This window comes from Calidifontimicrobium sp. SYSU G02091, from assembly GCF_022631395.1.
Classification (GTDB): domain Bacteria; phylum Pseudomonadota; class Gammaproteobacteria; order Burkholderiales; family Burkholderiaceae_C; genus Calidifontimicrobium; species Calidifontimicrobium sediminis.
On record NZ_JALBGB010000010.1, the window covers coordinates 1 to 20,174 of the forward strand.

Genomic DNA, 20,174 nt, shown 5'->3' on the forward strand with positions numbered 1-20,174 from the left:
GTCGTGCGCCGGCACCGGCCGCCCGGCCCCGCGCGCGACGGCCGCGATGACGTCGCGCACCGAATGGCCGCGGCCGGTGCCGAGGTTCAGCGCGCCGCTCGCGCCGCCGCCGAGCAGGTGCGCGAGCGCGCGCACGTGCGCGTCGGCGAGGTCGGTCACGTGGATGTAGTCGCGCACCGCGGTGCCGTCGGGCGTGTCGTAGTCGGTGCCCATCACCTGCAGCGGCCCGCGCTGGCCGAGCGCGGCCTGGATCGCCAGCGGGATCAGGTGCGTCTCGGGGTCGTGCACCTCGCCGATCTCGCCGTCGGGGTCGGCGCCGGCGGCGTTGAAGTAGCGCAGCGCGAGCCAGTGCAGCCCGTGCGCGACGCCGTGCCAGTGCAGCGCACGCTCGACGAACAGCTTGCTCTCGCCATACGGGTTGACCGGCTGCTGCGGATGGTCCTCGGGGATCGGCACGACGCGCGGCACGCCGTAGGTTGCGCAGGTCGACGAGAACACGATGTGGCGCACGCCGGCGGCGTGCATCGCCTCGAGCAGCGCCAGCGTGTGCACGACGTTGTTGCGGAAGTACTTCGCCGGGTCGCTCATCGACTCGCCGACGTAGGCGCTGGCGGCGAAGTGGATCACGGCGTCGATGCGCTGCTCGCCCAGCGTGCGCTCGACGAGCGCGCGGTCGGCGAGTTCGCCCTCGACGAAGGGGCCCCAGCGCACCGCGTCGCGGTGGCCGGTGCTCAGGTTGTCGAACGTGACCGGGACGTGGCCAGCGGCCGCCAGCGCCTTGCAGGTGTGGCTGCCGATGTAGCCCGCCCCACCGGTCACGAGGACGCGGCGTTGCGTCATGGAGACTCCGGAATCAGGCGGCGACGAGCTGCACCGCGCCGCGCGACAGCTGCGCCTCGAAGTAGGCGATCGTGCGCAGCAGCCCCTGCTCGAGCTGCACGACCGGCTGCCAGCCGAGCACGGCGCGCGCGCGCGTGATGTCGGGCTGGCGGCGCTTCGGGTCGTCCTGCGGCAGCGGCTCGTGCACGATGCGCGAGCGGCTGTTGGTCAGCCGCTTGACGGCCTCGGCGAGCTCGAGCATCGTGAACTCGCCGGGGTTGCCGAGGTTGATCGGGCCGAGCACCTCGTCGGGCGAGGCCATCATCTTCATCAGGCCGTCGACGAGGTCGTCGACGTAGCAGAACGAGCGCGTCTGCTGGCCGTCGCCGTAGATCGTCAGCGGCTCGTCCATCAGCGCCTGCACGATGAAGTTCGAGACGACGCGCCCGTCGTCGGGACGCATGCGCGGGCCGTAGGTGTTGAAGATGCGCACCACCTTGATCGGGATGCCGTGCTGGCGGTGGTAGTCGAAGTACAGCGCCTCGGCGCTGCGCTTGCCCTCGTCGTAGCACGAGCGCACGCCGCACGGGTTCACGTGGCCCCAGTAGCTCTCGGGCTGCGGGTGCACGAGCGGGTCGCCGTAGACCTCGCTGGTCGAGGCGAGCAGGCTCTTGGCGCCGGTGCGGCGCGCCAGGCCGAGCAGGTTGATCGACCCGAGCACGCTCGTCTTCATCGTGTGGATCGGGTCGGCCTGGTAGTGGCCGGGCGAGGCGGGGCAGGCGAGGTTGTAGACCTCGTCGGCCTGCAGCACGAGCGGCTCGGTGATGTCGTGCCGCACGACGTCGAAACGCGGGTGGTCGAGCAGGTGCGCGATGTTGGCCTTGCGCCCGGTGTAGAAGTTGTCGACGCAGATCACTTCGTGACCGGCGGCGAGCAGCCGCTCGCAAAGGTGCGAACCGATGAACCCGGCGCCGCCGGTGACGACGATCTTCTTGCTTTCCTCCATGCGCCCCTCTCGTGGTTGGACTGACGGGCGCCTTCGGCGCCCGTGGCACCTCCAACGCGGCGCCCCCGGTTCCGGTTGACGCGCAACGGCACTGGGGCTGCGCGTCGCGCGATCGAGGCACTCCTCCGCGACAAAATGTGGTTTTCTCGCAACACTTGCGGGACGATTGAGTCGCGCCGGGCCGGCGCGGGCACCCTTCGCGCGGCGTCAGCGAAAGCGCGCCGCGCGCTTGTCGAGAAAGGCCTGCAGGCCCTCGAGCCCGTTGGGCGAGAACAGGTTGGCGACGAAGTGCTCGCGCTCGTCGTCGAGGTGCGCGCGCAGCGGCCGTGCCGGCGCGGCGTCGACGAGTTCCTTCGCGCTGGCCAGCGCGTTCGGCGCCATTGCTGCGAGCCGCTCGGCCAGCCGCAGCGCCTCGGGCAGCGCCTCGCCGGCCGGCACGACCTGATTGACCAGGCCCCAGCGCTGCATCTGCGCCGCGTCGACCGGCTCGGCCAGCCACAGCAGCTGCAGCGCGAGCGCGCGCGGCAGCCGCTGCGCGAGGTGCCAGCTGGCGCCGCCGTCGGGTGACAGGCCGATGCGGCCGTAGCTCATCACGAAGCGCGCGTCGTCGGCGGCGACGATCAGGTCGCACGCCAGCGCGAGCGAGAAGCCGCCGCCGGCGGCCCAACCCTCGACGGCGGCGATCACCGGCTTCGGGCACGCGCGCAGCGCTTCGACGAGGCCGTGGAACTGGTCGATCGACGCGCGCTGCGCGGCGGGGCCGCCACCGTCGTCGCGCAGCCGCGTCGCGCGCAGGCGCTGGATGTCGCCGCCGGCGCAGAAGTGCGTGCCGTCGCCGCGCAGCACGACGCAGCGGATGTCGTCGCTCGACTCGGCCGTCTGCAGCGCCTCGATGCCGGCCGCGTAGGCCTGTGGCGACAGCGTGTTGCGCGTGGCCGGGTCGCTGAGCGTGAGCACGAGCGTCGTGCCGTGGCGGGCGGTCAGCAGTTCGGACGGCATCGCGGCGTCGGGCGGGAAACGGATCGGCGGCGGCGCGCGATTCTGGCACGCAGGCACCGGCCTGTTCACTCAATTGCGCGGCGGCCGCGCCGATAGAGTTACCCAACCAACTGCAACCGATCGTGTCGCCCGTCCTGCCCCGCCTGCTGCATGCCGTCGCGCCGAGCATCCTGGCGCCCAGTGCCCTCGCGCTCGCCGCGGCGCTGGCGTGCGCGCCGGCAGCGGCGCTGTCGATCGGCAGCGCGCGCACGCCGATCGTGATCGGGCAGCCGCTGAACCTCGCGCTGCCGATCCAGCTGGCTGCCGGCGAGGTGCTCGAGCGCGACTGCGTGAAGGTCGACGTCACGCTCGGCGAATCGCGGCTCGCCCGCGAGCTGCTGGCCGTGGGTCTCGAGCCGGCGGCCGATCCCGCACGGGTGATGCTGCGCGTGCGCAGCGGCGTCGCTGTCGAGGAGCCGATCGTGTCGCTGACCGTCGCGGCCGGCTGCCCGGCGCGGCTGGTGCGCAGCTTCGTGCTGTTTCCCGAGTTGCCGGCGGTGGCGGCGGCCAGCGAGGCGGCGGTGCCGACGGCCGCCGAGGCGCCGGTTCCCGTCGCGCCGGTCGTCACGTCCCCGTCCGCACCGGCCGAGGCCGCGGCGTCGGTGGCCGCCGAGCCGGCCGCTGCGCACCGGTCGCCCCCCGTGCGCGAGGCGCGCACTGCGGCCGCCACGGCGGCACGCGCCGAGCGCCACTCGACGCGCGCCGAGCGCCCGCGCGCCGGCGGGAAGGCGCAGCCGCGGACCCCCACCACCCGCACGGCGGCGCGGCCCGTGCAGCCGCGACTGCAGCTCGAGCTGCTCGAGCCGGCGGCCGACGTGCAGGCCGCGCAGGCACGTGCCGAAGCGGCCGAGCAGGCCCTGCACGCCGCGCAGGCCGCCGCGGCGCAGGCCCAGCAGCGCATCGCCGAGCTCGAAGCCGCGCTCGCGCGCCGCGAGACCGACGCGAAGGCCGACCGTGCAGCGATCCAGGCGCTGCAGCGCGACCTCGCCGAGGTGCGCTCGCAGGCGGCGTGGTGGCCGCTGGTCGCGGGCGTTCTCGCCGCGTCGACGCTGCTGTCGGCCGGGCTCGCATGGCGCACGCGGCAGCAGGCGCAGCGCGCGTGGTGGCACGGGCAGGCCGGCGGCGACGGGGCCACGACGACGACCGCGTCGCATGTATCGGTGCCGACGGTGGCGACGCAAACGCTGGGCGTCGAGTCCGCGCCGCACGCGGCTGCCTCGGCCGAAGGCGCGCGCGCATGGCCGGCTGCGCCCGTCGCGGCGGCCCGGCCGACCGGCGCCGACGTCGCGCCCGCGGCGCCTGTCGCGGCACACGCCGATGCCAACACGCTGCAGCCGGTGGCCCTGCGCGGGCTGGACGTGCTGGGCGTGCTGGGCATGAGCGTCGACGAGCAGATCGACCTCGACCAGCAGGTCGAATTCCTCGCCGTGCTCGGCCAGGACGAGGCCGCGGTCGAGCTGTTGCGCGACCGCCTGCGCCGCTCGGCCGGTCGCGCCCCGATGCCGTATCTGCGCCTGTTCGACCTGTACCGGCGCCTCGGCGAGCGCGAGTCGTACGAGCGGCTGGCGGCGCGTTTCGCCGAGCATTTCAATGCCCGCGCGCCGGCGTGGGAAGACGCCGCGGCGGCGCAGCGCGGTCTCGACGCCTGCGCGTGCCTGGCGACGATCGAGGCGCAGTGGTCCGATGCGGTCGCGGTGCAGCGCACGATCGAGTCGCTGCTGCTGCCCGGCGCGAGCGACGCGCCGCCGTTCGACTTGCCGGCGTTCGACGACCTGCTGCTGCTGTACCAGGTCGCGCGCGAGCGTGCGCTCGAGGCAGGGGCCGCCGACGTCGCGATCTCGGCGCCGCTCGAGCTGGCGCTCGTCGATGATGATGCGGCGCCCGCCGCGCGGCCGGCGCCGAAAGCGCGGCGCCCGCGCCGCAAGGCCAGCGCTGACACCGGGGGCCGCGAGCCGCGGCGCGACCGCGAGGTCGCGCCCGACTTCAGCGACGTCGCGACGGCGGCGAGCGACTGAGCTTCGCCGCCTGCGCGCTACAGCCGCGCCAGGCGCTCGAGCGCGAGGTCCAGCGTCGCGTCCTTCTTCGCGAAGCAGAAGCGCACGATGCGCTGCTCGAAGCCGCCGGCATAGAACGCCGACAGCGGGATCGCCGCGACGCCGACCTCGGTCGTCAGCCAGCGGCAGAACGCGGCTTCGGTGAGGTCGCTGATCGCCGAGTAGTCGACGCACTGGAAGTAGCTGCCCTCGCTGGGCAGCAGCCGAAAGCGCGTCGCGGCCAGCCCGGCGCGGAACAGGTCGCGCTTGCGCTGGTAGAACGCACTGAGTTCCAGGTACGGCGCCGGGTCGACCATGAAGCGCGCCAGCCCGTGCTGCACCGGCGTGTTGACGGTGAACACGTTGAACTGGTGCACTTTGCGGAACTCGTCGGCCAGCGGCCCCGGCGCGGCGACGTAGCCGACCTTCCAGCCGGTCACGTGGTAGGTCTTGCCGAAGCTCGAGACGACGAACGCGCGCGCGGCGAGCTCGGGGTGCGACGCGGCGCTGGCGTGCGTGCGGCCGTCGTAGACCATGTGCTCGTAGACCTCGTCGCTGATCAGCAGCACGTCGGTCGGGCGCAGGATCGTCGCCAGACGCTCGAGGTCGTCGCGGCTCCACGTCGTCGCGCTCGGGTTGTGCGGCGAATTGACGATGATCGCGCGCGTGCGCGGCCCGATCGCCGCGGCGATGCGATCGAAGTCCGGGCGGAACGTGCCCGGTGTCAGCGGCACGCGCACGATGGTGCCGCCGGCCAGCTCGATGTTCGGGCCGTAGCTGTCGTAGCACGGCTCGAGCACGATCACCTCGTCGCCCGGGTGCACGCAGGCGAGGATCGCGGTCAGGATCGCCTGCGTCGCGCCGGCGGTGATCGTGATCTCGCGCCCCGGGTCGTAGCGGTGGCCGTACAGCGCCTCGATCTTGGCCGCCACGGCCTCGCGCAGCGCCGGCACGCCGGCCATCGGCGGGTATTGGTTGAGCCCCGCGCGCATCGCGTCGGCAACGGCGTCGATGAGGCGCGGGTCGCCGTCGAAGTCGGGGAAGCCCTGTCCGAGGTTGACGGCGCCGTGCTCCTGCGCGAGCGCCGACATCACGGTGAAGATCGTCGTGCCGACGTGCGGCAGGCGGCTGGGCAGCGGGGGAGTGCGGGAAATGGCCATGGTGTCGGGTCAGAGGCGGTGTCGAGCGCCCGCGGCCCAGCCGGCTTGAGCGGCTCGCGGGCGGCGTCCCGCCGGCGGGCGGGCGTGCAGGGCGCTTCGGGAGGGGGTCACAGGTCGAAGTGTTCGCCGCCGCCGGCCAGTGCGCGCTCGATCAGCGCGCGCGGCAGCCGCTCGGACAGCAGCTCGGCGAAGGCGTAGACGAAGTGGCGCAGGTACGCGCCGCGCTTGAACGCCACCCGCGCGACGTTGCTGCCGAACAGGTGGCCCACCGGATGCGCGACGAGGTCGCCGGCCGTCTCGCCGGCCATCGCCATCTCGGCGACGAGACCGACGCCCAGGCCCAGCCGCACATAGGTCTTGATGACGTCGGAGTCGATCGCTTCGAGCACGACGCGCGGCGCGAGGCCGCGCTGCGCGAACGCGGCGTCGATGCGCCGGCGCCCGGCGAAGGCGCTCTGGTAGCTGACCAGCGGCTCGGCGGCGATCTGCTCGAGCGTCGGCCGCTCGACGGCGGCCAGCGGGTGCGACGCCGGCACGACGAGCACGTGCTGCCACTCGTAGCACGGCAGCGAGACGAGCCCGTCGATTTCGGCCAGCGACTCGGTGGCCAGCCCGATGTCGGCGGCGTCGTCGAGCAGCATACGCGCGACCTGCTCGGGCGCGCCCTGGTGCAGCGTCACGTGCACCTTCGGGTAGCGCCGCCGCAGCTGCGCCACCGGCTCGGGCAGCACGTAGCGCGCCTGCGTGTGCGTCGTCGCGATCGACAGCGTGCCGGCGTCCTGCAGGCTGTACTCCTCGCCGATGCGCCTGAGGTTGGCGATCTCGCGCATGATGATCTCGATCGAGCGCAGCACCTGCTGGCCGGGCTCGGTCACGCGGCGCAGGCGCTTGCCGTGGCGCGCGAAGATCTCGACGCCGAGCTCCTCCTCGAGCTCGAGGATCGCCTTGCTGATGCCCGGCTGCGACGTGTGCAGCGCCTTGGCGGTCTCGGTCAGGTTCAGGCCGCGGCGCACGGCCTCCTGCACGAAGCGGAACTGGTGCAGGTTCATGGTGTCTCGGCCAGCGCGATCGCCGCCTGCGCCATCGCGGCGACGAGTTCGTCGCGCTCACCCACCGCGCGGTGCAGCCGCACCGTGACGCCGGGGTGGCGTGCGCGCACGGCGTCGAGCAGTGGCGGCACGTCCTTGCGCACGTGGCCGCCGGCGCCGAGGAACAGCGGCACGACCTCGAGGTGCGTGCAGCCCTCGGCGACCAGCGCGTCGGCGGCGCTGCCGAGGTCGGGCGCCATGAATTCGAGGAAGGCCACGCGCACGCCGGCGCCCGGGCGCTGCGCGCGCAGCCGGGCAGCGACGGCCTCGAACGGCAGCGCCCAGTTCGGGTCGCGCGCGCCGTGGGCGAACAGCAGGTAGCCGGTCTTCGTCGTCGCGTTCATCGGTAGCGCACCAGCCACGCGAACGCGGCCAGCGACAGGCTGAGGTAGACGATGCCGGGCAGGCCCGCGGCCAGCCACGGCGTCCAGTCGCGCAGCGTGCCGAGGTGGCCCGCCAGGCTGTTGAGCAGCATGAAGCTGGTGCCCAGCATCACGCCGCCGAAGACCTTGACGCTGATGCCGCCGCTGCGCGCGTGCAGGTACGCGAACGGCAGCGCGAGCGCGACCATCACGAGGCACGCCAGCGGGTACAGCGCCTTCTTCCAGAACTGGATCTCGTAGCGCTGCACGTCCTGCGCCTGTGCGCGCAGGTGCCGCACGTAGGCCCACAGCTCGGCGGTCGACATCGTGTTCGGCGGCAGCACGGCGGCCTTGACGACGTCGGCGCGCAGCGTGCCGGGCCACTGCCACGCGTCGAGTCTGCGCGTCGTCACCGCCGGCGTCGCGCCGTCGCTGCCCACGGGCCACTGCCGCAGCTCGACGTCCTTCAGGTGCCACACGGCGTCGTCGTCGATGCGCGCCGACTCGGCCACGACCTGCTCGACGAGCCGCTGGCGGTCGTCGAGCACGAACAGGCGCACGCCGCCCAGCTCGCCGTCGGCACGCAGGCGCTGCACGTGCACCGACACCGAGCGCGGCTGTCCGTCGTGGACATAGCGGTCCTTCAGCCAGGCACCGCCGCGCGTGCCGGCGCGCGCGCCGCCGGTGTCGAGCAGCAGGCGCTGGGCCCGCTGGTCGGCCCACGGCGCCACGTAGTCGCCGACGAGCAGCGTCGCCACCGCGAAGACGGCGCCGAGGGCGGCCAGCAGCGCCAGCGCGCGCCCGGGGCCGAGGCCGCTGGTGCGCAGGATCGTGAACTGCGTCGACTGCGCCAGCCGCGCGAGCGAGAAGATGGTGCCGATCAGCACCGCGATCGGCAGCAGTTCGTACAGGTTGCCGGGTGCCTCGAGCAGGCTGACGGCCACGGCGGTCCACGTCGGGTAGCCGCGCCGCATCGCGGTGCCGAGCTGGTCGACGAGGTCGACGAAGAAGAACAGCGCGAGGAACGCCAGCGCGACGAAGACGACCGCGCCGACGATGTCGCGGTACAGCAGGCGACGCACGGTGCGCACGCGCTCAACCTCCCCGGCGCCACAGGCGCAGCGTCGCGACGGCGGCGTTCTCGCGCCACCAGATCAGCGCCAGCGCGAGCGCGAACACCGTGCCGTGCAGCCCGAACACCGCGACGCCGAGCCCGACGCGGCCGCCCGCGACCCAGGCCTGCATCAGCGAGATCAGGTTGTAGTAGACGACGAAACCCAGCAGCGCGAACACGAGGTTCCAGTTGCCCGGGCGCCGCGGGTCGCTGGCCGACAGCCCGACGGCCAGCAGCAGCAGGTTGCCGGCGCCGAACAGCAGGCCGATGCGCCACGCCAGCTCGCCTTGCTGGCGCGGCTGCGGGTCGCGCAGCAGCTCGTGCGTCCACTGCTCACGCGGCGGGCGCTCCTGCGCGCGCTGCGCCGCGCGCTCGCTGACCAGCATGCGGTAGCGCTCGAAGCGGGCCATCGTCATCACGCCCGAGTCGAGGCGCGTGTCGTTCTGCTGGCCGTGGTCGAGCACGAGGTAGCGGCGCTCGCCTTCGGACTCGAGCCGCCCGGCCAGCGCGGTCGTCACCGATTCGCGGTCGCCGCGCGAGTTCAGCACGAACACGTTGCGCGCGTCGGCGTCGCGCTCGGAGTGGCTCTCGATGAAGAACACGCGGCTGCCGTCGCGCGACGACTGGAACACGCCGGGCGCGACGCGCGACAGGTCGCTGCGCTGTTCGAACTGCTCGCGCAGGTCGGCACTGGTGCGCTGGCTCCACGGACGCGCGAACACGACCAGCAGCGCGATGACGACCAGCACCGGCCACGCGGTGCGCAGCACCGGGCGCACGAAGCGCGACAGCCCGATGCCGGCAGCGAACCAGATCGCCATCTCGCTGTCGCGGTACATGCGCCCGATCGTCACGACGACGGCGGCGAACAGCGACAGCGCGAGCACCGTCGGCAGCTCGGAGAGTGCGACGTAGCCCATCAGCAGCATCACGTCCTGTGGCGCGACCTGCCCGCGCGCGGCCTGGCCGAGCATGCGCACGAGGAACATCGTCATCACGATGGTCACGATGACGACCATCGTCGCGCCGAAGGTGCGCGCGAGCTCTCGGCGCACCGAGGTATCGAATAACATCAGTCGATCTGAGAACTTCGCCTCATTATGGACTTGCGCACCCAGACCCTTCCGGCAGCCGGCGTCGCCGGCGTCGCGGCCGACGCACTGCTGGTCGTCGTCGTCGGCACGGCAGCGCCGCGCGGGCTCGACGCGGCGCTGGCGCCGCTGCTGGCCGACGCGCTCGAGCACGGCGACTTCGAGTTCAAGCCCGCGCGCGTGCTGTACCTGCACCGTCCGGCGGGGTTCAAGGCGGTGCGGGTCGCGCTGGCGGCGGCCACCGAGCCGACGCCGAAGGCGTTCAAGGCCGCGGTGGCGGCGGGGCTCGCTGCGCTGAAGGTGCCGGGCGTCAAGCGCCTGGCCGTGGCGGTGGCTGCCGACGACACCGACGCGATCGACGACCGCCACGCCGAGGCGCTCGCGGTCGCGGTGGCCGAGGCGGTCTACGTCTACCGGCACACCAAGCCGAGCGCGCCCGCGGCGCCGGCGCTGGCCGCGGTGACGCTGCTGTGCGCGAAGCCGCGCGCGGCGCTGCTGCAGCGCGGCCTCGTGCGTGGACAGGCGATCGCTGCCGGCGTGACGCTGGCGCGCGAGTGCGCCAACCGGCCGGCCAACCACTGCACGCCGACCTTCCTCGCCGAACAGGCGCGGGCGCTGGCGAAGTCGCACGGTCTGAAGGCCGAGGTGCTCGACCGCAAGGACGTCGAGAAGCTCGGCATGGGTGCGTTCCTCGCCGTCGCGCGCGGCTCGCACGAGCCGCTGCGCTTCATCGTGCTGCGCTACCAGGGTGCGGGCAAGGGCGACGCGCCGATCGTGCTGGTCGGCAAGGGCATCACGTTCGACACCGGCGGCATCTCGATCAAGCCGGCTGCCGAGATGGACGAGATGAAGTTCGACATGAGCGGCGCGGCCAGCGTGCTCGGCACGCTGCGCGCGCTCGCCGAGCTCAAGCCCCGCGTCAACGTCGTCGGCCTGATCCCGGCGTGCGAGAACATGCCCGGCGGGCGCGCCGTCAAACCGGGCGACGTCGTGACCTCGATGTCGGGGCAGACGATCGAGATCCTCAACACCGATGCCGAGGGCCGGCTGATCCTGTGCGACGCGCTGACCTACGCGGCGCGCTTCAAGCCGCAGGCGGTGGTCGACGTCGCGACGCTGACCGGCGCGTGCGTGATCGCGCTCGGCCACCAGCACAGCGGCCTGTTCAGCGCCGACGACGCACTCGCCGCCGACCTCCTCGCCGCCGGTGCCGCGGCGCTCGACACCGCGTGGCGCATGCCGCTCGACACCGAGTACGACGAGGCGCTGAAGAGCAACTTCGCCGACATGGCCAACGTCGGCCCGCGTGCCGGTGGCGCGATCACGGCGGCGAAGTTCCTGCAGCGCTTCGCGAAAGACTTGCCGTGGGCGCACCTCGACATTGCCGGCACGGCGTGGAAGAGCGGCGCGCACAAGGGGGCGACCGGCCGGCCCGTGGGGCTGCTGACGCACTTCGTGCTTGCGCGCGCCGCCTGACGCGGAGCGGCAGGGTGCCCGAAGTCGCGTTCCACACCGGACTGCCCGACAAGGTCGAGTACGCGTGCCGTCTGCTGCGCAAGGCGTGGCGGCAGCGCCAGCGCGTGGCCGTCACCGCCGATGCGGCGACGCTCGGGCGGCTCGACGCCGCGCTGTGGACCTTCGAGCCGCAGGGCTTCGTGCCGCACGTGCGCCTGGCCGCCGGCGCGTCGCCGGCGCCGCGGCTCGCGCGCACGCCGATCTGGCTCGTCGACGACGGGGCGCGCGCGCCGCAGTGCGACGTGCTGGTCAATCTGGGGCCCGCGCAGGCCGCCGACGCCGGCCGCTACGCGCGCGTGATCGAACTCGTCGGCGCCAGCGACGCCGACCGGCAGGCCGGCCGCCAGCGCTGGCAGGCGTACAAGAGCGCGGGCTGGAGCGTCACCCACCACGCCCGCGACGGTGACGGCTGAGGGTGCCTTGCGATGAACCTGCGCACTTTCGATCCGCCCGTGCAGCCGGCCCGCGTGCCGACGCTGACCGAAGTGCTGGACGCCGCCACGCCGTCGGCGCCGCCGACACCGGCCGAGCCGCTGCCGGTGCTCGTCGAGCCCGTCGAGACGCCCGGCGACGGCCCCGCCGTGGCGCCGCTTTCGTTGGCCGCTCAGCAAGCGGCGCCCGCGCTCGCGGCCGATCCGCAGGCCGTCGCCGACGAGCTGGCGCGCCGGCTCGCACCGCAGCTCGAGGCGCTCGTCGACGCGCGCCTGCGCGCGGCGTCGGCAGCCGTCGCGCAAGCGCTGCTCGCGCACGCGCGACGCACACTCGCCGATGACGTGCATGCGTGCGTCGCTGCCGCGGTGCGCGACGCGCTGACCCGCCCCGCGGCGCCGGCCGACGATCCGCGCGCAGGCCCGTAGCGGCGAACGAGCTTGGCCCGCTGCACGGCGGGGTTGCGGGTTCCCCGGACGAGATTCATGACAATTTCGAGTATCGTTGCTGGCGTTGAGAAACATTCCCATCGCTCAACGCATCCCCACGGAGGTACTGAATGCAACTGAAAGCGAAACTGATCGCCGCGTCGGCGGCGCTGATCCTGGCCGGCGGCGTCTCGGCGCAGGATCTCGTCGTGCGCATCGGCCACGTCGGCCCGACCAGCGGCGCGATCGCGCATCTGGGCAAGGACAACGAGAACGGCGCGCGCATGGCGATCGAAGAGCTCAACGCCAAGGGCGTGACGATCGGCGGGCGCAAGGCCAAGTTCGAACTGCTCGCCGAGGACGATGCGGCCGACCCGAAGCAGGGCACGGCAGCGGCGCAGAAGCTCATCGACAGCAAGGTCAACGGCGTCGTCGGCCACCTGAACTCGGGCACGACGATTCCCGCGTCGAAGCTGTACTTCGACGCCGGCATCCCGCAGATCAGCCCGTCGGCGACGAACCCGCGCTACACGCGCCAGGGCTACAAGACGGCGTTCCGCCTCGTCGCTGACGACGTGCACCTCGGTGGCACGCTGGGCCGCTACGCGGTCGAGACGCTCAAGGGCCAGCGCATCGCCGTGATCGACGACCGCACCGCGTACGGCCAGGGCGTGGCCGACGAGTTCGAAAAGGGCGTCAAGAGCAAGGGCGGCAGCGTCGTCGCGCGCGAGTTCACGAACGACAAGGCGACCGACTTCACTGCGATCCTGACCAGCATCAAGGGCAAGAACCCCGACGTCGTCTTCTTCGGCGGCATGGACGCCGTGGCCGGCCCGATGTTGCGCCAGATGAAGCAGCTCGGCATCAACGCCAAGTTCATGGGCGGCGACGGCATCTGCTCGGGCGAGCTGCCGAAGCTTGCTGCCGGCACGTTGGCCGACGGGCAGGTCATCTGCGCCGAGGCCGGTGGTGTCGAAGGCGAATTCAAGGCCAGCATGGACAAGTTCAAGGCCGATTACAAGAAGCGCTTCGGCATCGACGTGCAGCTGTATGCGCCGTACGTCTACGACGCCGTCAACGTGATGGTCGCGGCAATGGTCAAGGCCGGCAGCGCCGACCCGGCGAAGTACCTGCCTGAACTGGCCAAGACCAGCGGCTACAAGGGTGTGACCGGCACGATCGCCTTCGACGAGAAGGGCGACCTGAAGAACGGTGCGCTGACGCTGTTCACTTACAAGGGTGGCAAGCGCGAGCAGCTCGCCGTCGTGCGCTGAGTCGTCCGATCGACGTGAACGCAGGGCGCCGGCCGCGAGGCCGGCGCCTTTTTCGTTGCATCATCCGAGGCCGGCGCCTCCGAGGCGTCGTCGCGCAGCGAGGAGACCTGCATGACCCCGGTGGATCTGGCATCGAGTTTCGACCTGCCCAAGCGCGCCGTCGCGCTGGTGCTGGCCGGGGGACGCGGCAGCCGGCTGAAGAACCTCACCGACCGGCGCGCGAAGCCGGCGGTGTACTTCGGCGGCAAGTTCCGCATCATCGACTTCGCGCTGTCGAACTGCCTGAACTCCGGCATCCGCCGCATCGGCGTCATCACGCAGTACAAGAGCCACAGCCTGCTGCGCCACCTGCAGCGCGGCTGGGCGTTCCTGAAGTCGGAGATGAACGAGTTCGTCGACCTGCTGCCGGCGCAGCAGCGCGTCGACGAGGAGAGCTGGTACCGCGGCACCGCCGACGCCGTGTTCCAGAACCTGGACATCATCGACGGCTACGACGCCGACTTCGTCGTCGTGCTCGCCGGTGACCACATCTACAAGATGAACTACGCGCTGATGCTGGCCGACCACGTCGCCCACGGGCGGCCGTGCACAGTCGGCTGCATCGAGGTGCCCAAGGCCGATGCGACCGCGTTCGGCGTGATGGCCACCGACGACTCGCGGCTGATCACCGACTTCGTCGAGAAGCCGGCCGACCCGCCGGTGATGCCCGGGCGGCCCGACACGTCGCTGGCCAGCATGGGCATCTACATCTTCGACGCGAAGTACCTGTTCGAGGCGCTGCGCCACGACATGGCCGACCCGGCGTCGAGTCACGACTTCGGCAAGGACATCATTCCGCGTGCCGTCGCGCAGCGCAACGCGGTGGCGCACCCGTTCGGGCTGAGCTGCGTCGGCACGCGGCCCGGCCAGCAGCCGTACTGGCGTGACGTCGGCACGATCGACGCGTACTGGGACGCCAACATCGACCTCACGGCGACCGACCCGCTGCTCAACCTGTACGACACGCGCTGGCCGATCTGGACGTACCAGCCGCAGCTGCCGCCGGCCAAGTTCGTCCACAACCTCGCGCACCGCCGTGGCATGGCGATCGAGTCGATGGTCTCGGGCGGCTGCATCGTCTCCGGGCGCACGTGGCGCACGCTGCTGTTCTCCAACGTGCGGGTGCACTCGTACGCGCAGGTCGACTGGTCGGTGCTGCTGCCCGACGTCGAAGTCGGCCGCCACGCGCGGCTGTCGCGCGTCGTCGTCGACCGCGGCTGCGTGATCCCGGAAGGCATGGTCATCGGCGAGGATCCGGCCGACGACGCGCGCCGTTTCCTGCGCACCGACAACGGCATCACGCTCGTCACGCGCGAAATGCTCGCGCGCCTCGCGTCGGCATGAGGGTCCTGCAGGTCGCGGCCGAGGTGTTCCCGCTGGTCAAGACCGGCGGTCTGGCCGACGTGCTCGGCGCGCTGCCGCAGGCGCTGGCCACCTGCGGCGCCGACGTGCAGCTGCTGCTGCCGGGCTTTCCTGCCGTCGGCGACGCGCTGGGCGGCGCGCGCACCGTCGCGCGGCTGGGCCCGCTGTTCGGTGCGGCGCGGGTCGACCTGCTGCACGGCCGCCTGCAGGGCCTGGACACGCCGGCCTACGTGATCGATGCGCCTTACCTGTACCGCCGCGACGGCAACCCCTACCTCGGCCCCGACGGCCACGACTGGCCCGACAACCTGCAGCGCTTCGCCTTGCTGGGCTGGGCTGCGGCGCACCTGGCCGCCGGCGAGCTCGACCCGGACTGGCATCCGGACATCGTCCACGCGCACGACTGGCACGCCGCGCTGGCCTGCGCCTACCTCGCGATGCACCCGACGACACCCGCCGGCAGCGTGTTCACGGTGCACAACCTTGCGTACCAGGGACTGTTTCCGCTCGGCGACTTCGCGCTGCTCGGGCTGTCGCACCGGCTGCTGTGGCCGCACGGCATCGAGTTCCACCGCCAGGTCTCGTTCATGAAAGCCGGGCTGCTGTACGCCGACCGCATCACCACCGTGAGCCCGACCTACGCGCGCGAGATCGCCACGCCCGAGTTCGGCTGCGGCCTCGACGGCGTGCTGCGCGACCGCGGCAGCGACGTGCGCGGCATCCTCAACGGCGTCGACCGCGAGGTCTGGAACCCCGCCACCGACCCGTGGATCGCGGCGCGCTACGACGCGACGTCACTCGGCGGCAAGGCGTACTGCAAGGCCGCGCTGCAGCGCGAGTTCGGGCTGGAGGCACGCGCCGACGCGCCGCTGCTGGGCGTCGTCAGCCGGCTGACCTCGCAGAAGGGCCTCGACCTGCTGCTCGGCGCGCTGCCTGCGCTGCTGGCGCGCGGCGGCCAGCTCGCGGTGCAGGGCACCGGTGACGACGCCCTCGAGCAGGCCTTCCGCCGCGCGGCCGAGCAGCATCCGCGGCAGGTCGCGCTGCACATCGGCTACGACGAGCCGCGCGCGCACCGGCTGGTGGCCGGCGCCGACATCATCGTCGTGCCGTCGCGCTTCGAGCCCTGCGGGCTGACGCAGATGTACGGCCTGCGCTACGGCACGCTGCCGCTCGTGCGCCGTGTCGGCGGGCTGGCCGACACCGTCGTCGACGCCGACCCGGTCGCGCTGGCCGAGGACCGCGCCACCGGCTTCGTGTTCGACGCCGCGCACCCGAGCGCGCTCGAGGCCGCGCTGGCGCGTGCGATCGCGCTGTACCGCGAGCCGGCGCAGTGGCAGCGCGTCGTTCGCCGCGCGATGGCGCAGCAGTTCACCTGGGATGCCGCGGCGCGTCAGTACCTGGCGCTGTACGACGAGGCGCTGCGTGCTCGGCGCGAGACGCCGCGCAAGGCCGGCGCACGCTGAGGTTGCGATGGCGGAGGGAGCGGGATTCGAACCCGCGGTGGGCTGTTGACCCACACACGCTTTCCAGGCGTGCGACTTAAACCACTCATCCATCCCTCCGCGGGGACGGTCGGCGTGCGGCACGCCGATCGACGAGGCGCGGATTATCCCACCGCGCTCCAGGCGTGCTGCTGCAGCTGCTCGAGCGTCACGTAGTGCAGCGCGCGCTCGTGCGTCGCTTCGAGCACCACCGGCGGTGCGCAGCCGGCGCGCACCGCCTCGACCCAGCGCAGCGCGCACACGCACCAGCGGTCGCCCGGCTTCAGGCCGCGGAAGCGCATCTCGGGCCGCGGCGTGATCAGGTCGTTGCCGCGCTCGAACTGGAAGTTCAGGAACTCGACCGTGACGCGCGCGCAGATCACGTGGCTGCCGAGGTCGTGCTCGTCGGTGTGGCAGCAGCCGTCGCGGTACCAGCCGGTCAGCGGGTCGTAAGAGCACGGCACGAGGTCGGTGCCGAGCACGTTCTTCGCGGGCTTCGGGGTCATCGGCGGCAGGCGTGACAGCGAACGCGGACAGTCTAGCCAGTGCGCCGTGCCACGAGCGCGTCGTGGGAACGGGCCTACACTGCGCCGTTTTTGTCGCCTTCCGTCGCCCGCGAGGACCGCTGCCATGCTGCGCTTCCACTTCCCGATCGTCATCATCGACGAGGACTTCCGCTCCGAGAACGCCTCGGGGCTGAGCATCCGCGCGCTTGCGCAGGCGATCGAGAAGGAAGGCTTCGAGGTGCTCGGCACGACGAGCTACGGCGACCTCAGCCAGTTCGCGCAGCAGCAAAGCCGCGCCAGCGCGTTCATCCTGTCGATCGACGACGAGGAGATCGCCGCCGAAGGCGGCGAGGAAGGGCCGGCCGTCGAGGCGCTGCGCAAGTTCATCCGCGAGATCCGCTTCCGCAACGCCGACATCCCGATCTACCTCGCCGGCGAGACGCGCACGAGCCAGCACATCCCGAACGACATCCTGCGCGAGCTGCACGGCTTCATCCACATGTTCGAGGACACGCCGGACTTCGTCGCGCGCCACATCATCCGCGAGGCCAAGGCCTACCTCGACGGGCTCGCGCCACCGTTCTTCAAGGCGCTGATGGACTACGCGCAGGACGGCTCGTACTCGTGGCACTGCCCGGGGCACTCGGGCGGTGTCGCGTTCCTGAAGAGCCCGGTCGGGCAGATGTTCCACCAGTTCTTCGGCGAGAACATGCTGCGCGCCGACGTGTGCAACGCCGTCGAGGAGCTCGGCCAGCTGCTCGACCACACCGGCCCGGTGGCCGCGAGCGAGAAGAACGCGGCGCGCATCTTCAACGCCGACCACTGCTTCTTCGTCACCAACGGCACGAGCACGAGCAACAAGATCGTCTGGCACCACACGGTGGCGCCTGGCGACGTCGTCGTGGTCGACCGCAACTGCCACAAGAGCATCCTGCACTCGATCATCATGACCGGGGCGATCCCCGTGTTCATGACGCCCACGCGCAACCACTACGGCATCATCGGCCCGATCCCGCAGCACGAGTTCTCGCGCGAGGCGATCGAGAAGAAGATCGCCGCGCACCCGCTGCTGCAGGGCGTCGACGCGAAGACGGTGCGCCCGCGCATCATGACGCTGACGCAGAGCACCTACGACGGCGTGCTCTACAACACCGAGACGATCAAGGGCATGGTCGACGGCTGGGTCGAGAACCTGCACTTCGACGAAGCATGGCTGCCGCACGCCGCGTTCCACCCGTTCTACGGCAGCTACCACGCGATGGGCAAGAAGCGCGCGCGGCCCGTCTCGACGGTGGTCTATTCGACGCAGTCGACGCACAAGCTGCTCGCCGGGCTCTCGCAGGCGTCGCAGGTGCTGGTGCAGGACTCGCAGCAGGTCGGGCTCGACCACCACCTGTTCAACGAGGCGTACCTGATGCACACCAGCACGAGTCCGCAGTACGCGATCATCGCCAGCTGCGACGTCGCCGCGGCGATGATGGAGCCGCCCGGCGGCACCGCGCTCGTCGAGGAGAGCATCAAGGAGGCGTTGGACTTCCGCCGCGCGATGCGCAAGGTCGAGCGCGAGTTCGGCCACGACTGGTGGTTCACCGTCTGGGGTCCCGACCAGCTCGCCGAGGAGGGCGTGGGTCGCGCCGCCGACTGGGTGCTCACCGCCGGCGATGCGTGGCACGGCTTCGGCGAGGTGTCGGCGGGCTTCAACATGCTCGACCCGATCAAGAGCACGATCATCACCCCCGGGCTCGACGTCAACGGCAAGTTCGACCAGACCGGCATCCCGGCCGGCATCGTCACCAAGTTCCTCGCCGAGCACGGCGTGGTCGTCGAGAAGACGGGGCTGTACTCGTTCTTCATCATGTTCACGATCGGCATCACGAAGGGCCGCTGGAACACGCTGCTGACGGCGCTGCAGCAGTTCAAGGACGACTACGACAAGAACGCGCCGCTGTGGCGCATCCTGCCCGAGTTCGTCGCCAAGCACACGCGCTACGAGCGCATGGGGCTGCGCGACCTGTGCCAGGCGATCCACGAGGCCTACGCCGAGGGCGACGTCGCGCGGCTGACGACCGAGATGTACCTGTCGGACCTGCAGCCGGCGATGACGCCCACCGACGCCTACGCCTGCATCGCCAAGCGCCGCACCGAGCGCGTGCCGATCGACCGCCTCGAGGGGCGCATCACGACCTCGCTGCTGACGCCGTACCCGCCGGGCATCCCGCTGCTGATCCCCGGCGAGCGCTTCAACAAGAAGATCGTCGACTTCCTGCGCTTCGCGCGCTCGTTCAACGCCGCGTTCCCCGGCTTCGCGACCGACGTGCACGGTCTGATCGAGGACGTCGACGCCGACGGCCGCAAGACCTACGCCGTCGACTGCGTGCGCGATGACTGACGCCGCCGTCGCGGCGCCGCTGCCGTGGCTGGTGGCCGACGTCGGCGGCACGCACGCGCGCTTCGGCCTCGTCGAGGAGCCTGGCGGCGGCGTGCGCCACGTCCAGGCGCTGCGCACCGCCGACTTCGCCGGCCCGGCCGAGGCGGCGCGCGCGTACCTCGACGCGCGCCGCGCCGACGGCGCGCTCGCACATGCGCCGCGCGCGGCGGCGTTCGCTGTCGCGACGCCCGTCGGGCGCGAGCCGATCGCGCTGACCAACGCGCGCTGGTCGTTCACGCGCGCGCAGCTGCGCGCGGCGCTCGGCGTCGAGCGGCTGCGCGTGCTCAACGACTTCGAGGCGCTCGCGCTGTCGCTGCCGGCGCTGCCGCCCGAGCACCTGCGCGTGCTCGGGCCGTGGCCGCCGCCGGACGGCACGCGCGCCGTCGTCGGTCCGGGCACCGGGCTCGGCGTCGCCGCTCTGGTGCGCACGCCGTGCGGCTGGCACGCCGTGGCGGGCGAGGGTGGGCACGCGACGCTGGCCGCCGGCGACGACTACGAGCAGGCCGTCGTCGCGCATGCGCGGCGCGAGTTCGCGCACGTGTCGGCCGAGCGGCTGCTGTCGGGTATCGGGCTGCCGGTGCTGCACCGTGCCGTGGCTGCGGTCGAAGGCATCGCTGCGCCGGCGCTCGATGCGCCGGCCATCGTGCAGGCCGCGCTCGACGGCGGCGACGCGCTGGCTGCGCGCACGCTCGACACGTTCTGCGCGCTGCTCGGCAGCTTCGCCGGCAACGTCGCGCTCACGTTCGGTGCGCGCGGCGGGCTGTACGTCGGCGGCGGCATCGTGCCGCGCTTCGCCGAGCGCTTCGCGGCGTCGCGCTTTCGCGCGCGCTTCGAGGCCAAGGGCCGCTTCGCGCCGTACCTGGCCGCGACCCCGACGCCGCTGATCGTCGATCCGCACGCGACGCTGGCTGGTGCCGCGGCGGCGCTCGACGCGGCGCCCGACGCCTGACCTCGGGCTGCGCGGTCAGGCGTCGGCACGCGCCGCGTGGCGCATACTTTTT

Annotated in this window: 18 protein-coding genes and 1 tRNA gene; 9 read left to right on the forward strand and 10 right to left on the reverse strand. The window is 72.2% G+C overall.

The window, feature by feature from the left end:
* The 3 genes from galE to MOJ79_RS08250 form a co-directional block, all read right to left on the reverse strand.
* Positions 1-840: UDP-glucose 4-epimerase GalE (gene galE / locus MOJ79_RS08240; protein WP_241923723.1), on the reverse strand; the 840-nt coding region annotated here is incomplete at its 3' end.
* 13 nt (positions 841-853) lie between these two features.
* Positions 854-1,825 (reverse strand): UDP-glucuronic acid decarboxylase family protein, encoded by a 972-nt coding sequence (locus MOJ79_RS08245; RefSeq protein WP_241923724.1) that lies wholly within the window; start codon positions 1,823-1,825, stop codon positions 854-856.
* A 207-nt stretch (positions 1,826-2,032) separates the two neighbouring features.
* Positions 2,033-2,824, reverse strand: coding sequence for an oxepin-CoA hydrolase, alternative type (locus MOJ79_RS08250; protein WP_241923725.1), 792 nt, complete (start codon positions 2,822-2,824; stop codon positions 2,033-2,035).
* A gap of 122 nt (positions 2,825-2,946) precedes the next feature.
* On the opposite strand from MOJ79_RS08250, the gene MOJ79_RS08255 reads away from it, so the two are divergent.
* Complete coding sequence (locus MOJ79_RS08255) at positions 2,947-4,878, forward strand: hypothetical protein (RefSeq protein WP_241923726.1); 1,932 nt, start codon at positions 2,947-2,949, stop codon at positions 4,876-4,878.
* A 17-nt stretch (positions 4,879-4,895) separates the two neighbouring features.
* Here MOJ79_RS08255 and MOJ79_RS08260 read toward each other — a convergent pair whose 3' ends face one another.
* The 5 genes from MOJ79_RS08260 to lptF form a co-directional block, all read right to left on the reverse strand.
* Positions 4,896-6,056, reverse strand: a complete 1,161-nt coding sequence (locus tag MOJ79_RS08260; protein ID WP_259374391.1) for a pyridoxal phosphate-dependent aminotransferase — start codon at positions 6,054-6,056, stop codon at positions 4,896-4,898.
* A gap of 107 nt (positions 6,057-6,163) precedes the next feature.
* A complete protein-coding gene (locus tag MOJ79_RS08265; RefSeq protein WP_241923727.1) occupies positions 6,164-7,105 on the reverse strand; it encodes a CysB family HTH-type transcriptional regulator in 942 nt (313 codons plus the stop codon).
* On the reverse strand, positions 7,102-7,488 hold the full coding sequence (locus tag MOJ79_RS08270) for a sirohydrochlorin chelatase (protein WP_241923728.1): 387 nt from the start codon (positions 7,486-7,488) through the stop codon (positions 7,102-7,104). Before MOJ79_RS08270 ends, MOJ79_RS08265 begins: the two co-directional genes overlap by 4 nt.
* The gene (gene lptG, locus MOJ79_RS08275; protein ID WP_241923729.1) at positions 7,485-8,597 is read right to left on the reverse strand and encodes an LPS export ABC transporter permease LptG; all 1,113 of its coding nucleotides are present in this window, start codon (positions 8,595-8,597) and stop codon (positions 7,485-7,487) included. Before lptG ends, MOJ79_RS08270 begins: the two co-directional genes overlap by 4 nt.
* A gap of 4 nt (positions 8,598-8,601) precedes the next feature.
* Positions 8,602-9,693 carry an LPS export ABC transporter permease LptF gene (gene lptF / locus MOJ79_RS08280; protein WP_241923730.1) on the reverse strand — a complete coding sequence of 364 codons (1,092 nt, stop codon included), beginning with the start codon at positions 9,691-9,693 and terminating at the stop codon, positions 8,602-8,604.
* 27 nt (positions 9,694-9,720) lie between these two features.
* Here lptF and MOJ79_RS08285 point away from each other — a divergent pair, with 27 nt between their 5' ends.
* The 6 genes from MOJ79_RS08285 to glgA all read left to right on the forward strand — a co-directional run bounded on the left by MOJ79_RS08285 (position 9,721) and on the right by glgA (position 16,221).
* A complete protein-coding gene (locus tag MOJ79_RS08285; protein ID WP_241923731.1) occupies positions 9,721-11,187 on the forward strand; it encodes a leucyl aminopeptidase in 1,467 nt (488 codons plus the stop codon).
* 14 nt (positions 11,188-11,201) lie between these two features.
* Positions 11,202-11,639, forward strand: a complete 438-nt coding sequence (locus tag MOJ79_RS08290; RefSeq protein ID WP_241923732.1) for a DNA polymerase III subunit chi — start codon at positions 11,202-11,204, stop codon at positions 11,637-11,639.
* A 12-nt stretch (positions 11,640-11,651) separates the two neighbouring features.
* Positions 11,652-12,083, forward strand: a complete 432-nt coding sequence (locus MOJ79_RS08295; RefSeq protein ID WP_241923733.1) for a hypothetical protein — start codon at positions 11,652-11,654, stop codon at positions 12,081-12,083.
* Between the two features lie 131 nt (positions 12,084-12,214).
* Positions 12,215-13,357 (forward strand): branched-chain amino acid ABC transporter substrate-binding protein, encoded by a 1,143-nt coding sequence (locus MOJ79_RS08300; RefSeq protein ID WP_241923734.1) that lies wholly within the window; start codon positions 12,215-12,217, stop codon positions 13,355-13,357.
* A gap of 111 nt (positions 13,358-13,468) precedes the next feature.
* Entirely contained in the window at positions 13,469-14,740 is a 1,272-nt protein-coding gene (gene glgC, locus MOJ79_RS08305) for a glucose-1-phosphate adenylyltransferase (RefSeq protein ID WP_241923735.1), read from the forward strand.
* A complete protein-coding gene (glgA, locus tag MOJ79_RS08310; RefSeq protein ID WP_241923736.1) occupies positions 14,737-16,221 on the forward strand; it encodes a glycogen synthase GlgA in 1,485 nt (494 codons plus the stop codon). Before glgC ends, glgA begins: the two co-directional genes overlap by 4 nt.
* Before the next feature lie 8 nt (positions 16,222-16,229).
* Here the strand turns inward: glgA and MOJ79_RS08315 are convergent.
* Positions 16,230-16,320 (reverse strand) — tRNA-Ser (locus MOJ79_RS08315).
* A 44-nt stretch (positions 16,321-16,364) separates the two neighbouring features.
* Complete coding sequence (locus MOJ79_RS08320; RefSeq protein WP_241923737.1) at positions 16,365-16,745, reverse strand: DUF2237 family protein; 381 nt, start codon at positions 16,743-16,745, stop codon at positions 16,365-16,367.
* 124 nt (positions 16,746-16,869) lie between these two features.
* Here MOJ79_RS08320 and MOJ79_RS08325 point away from each other — a divergent pair, with 124 nt between their 5' ends.
* Together MOJ79_RS08325 and glk are read left to right on the forward strand one after the other, a co-directional pair.
* Positions 16,870-19,134 carry an arginine/lysine/ornithine decarboxylase gene (locus MOJ79_RS08325; RefSeq protein ID WP_241923738.1) on the forward strand — a complete coding sequence of 755 codons (2,265 nt, stop codon included), beginning with the start codon at positions 16,870-16,872 and terminating at the stop codon, positions 19,132-19,134.
* Positions 19,127-20,122, forward strand: a complete 996-nt coding sequence (gene glk, locus MOJ79_RS08330; protein WP_241923739.1) for a glucokinase — start codon at positions 19,127-19,129, stop codon at positions 20,120-20,122. The genes MOJ79_RS08325 and glk overlap by 8 nt, the downstream gene beginning before the upstream one ends.
* Positions 20,123-20,174 lie beyond the last annotated feature (52 nt).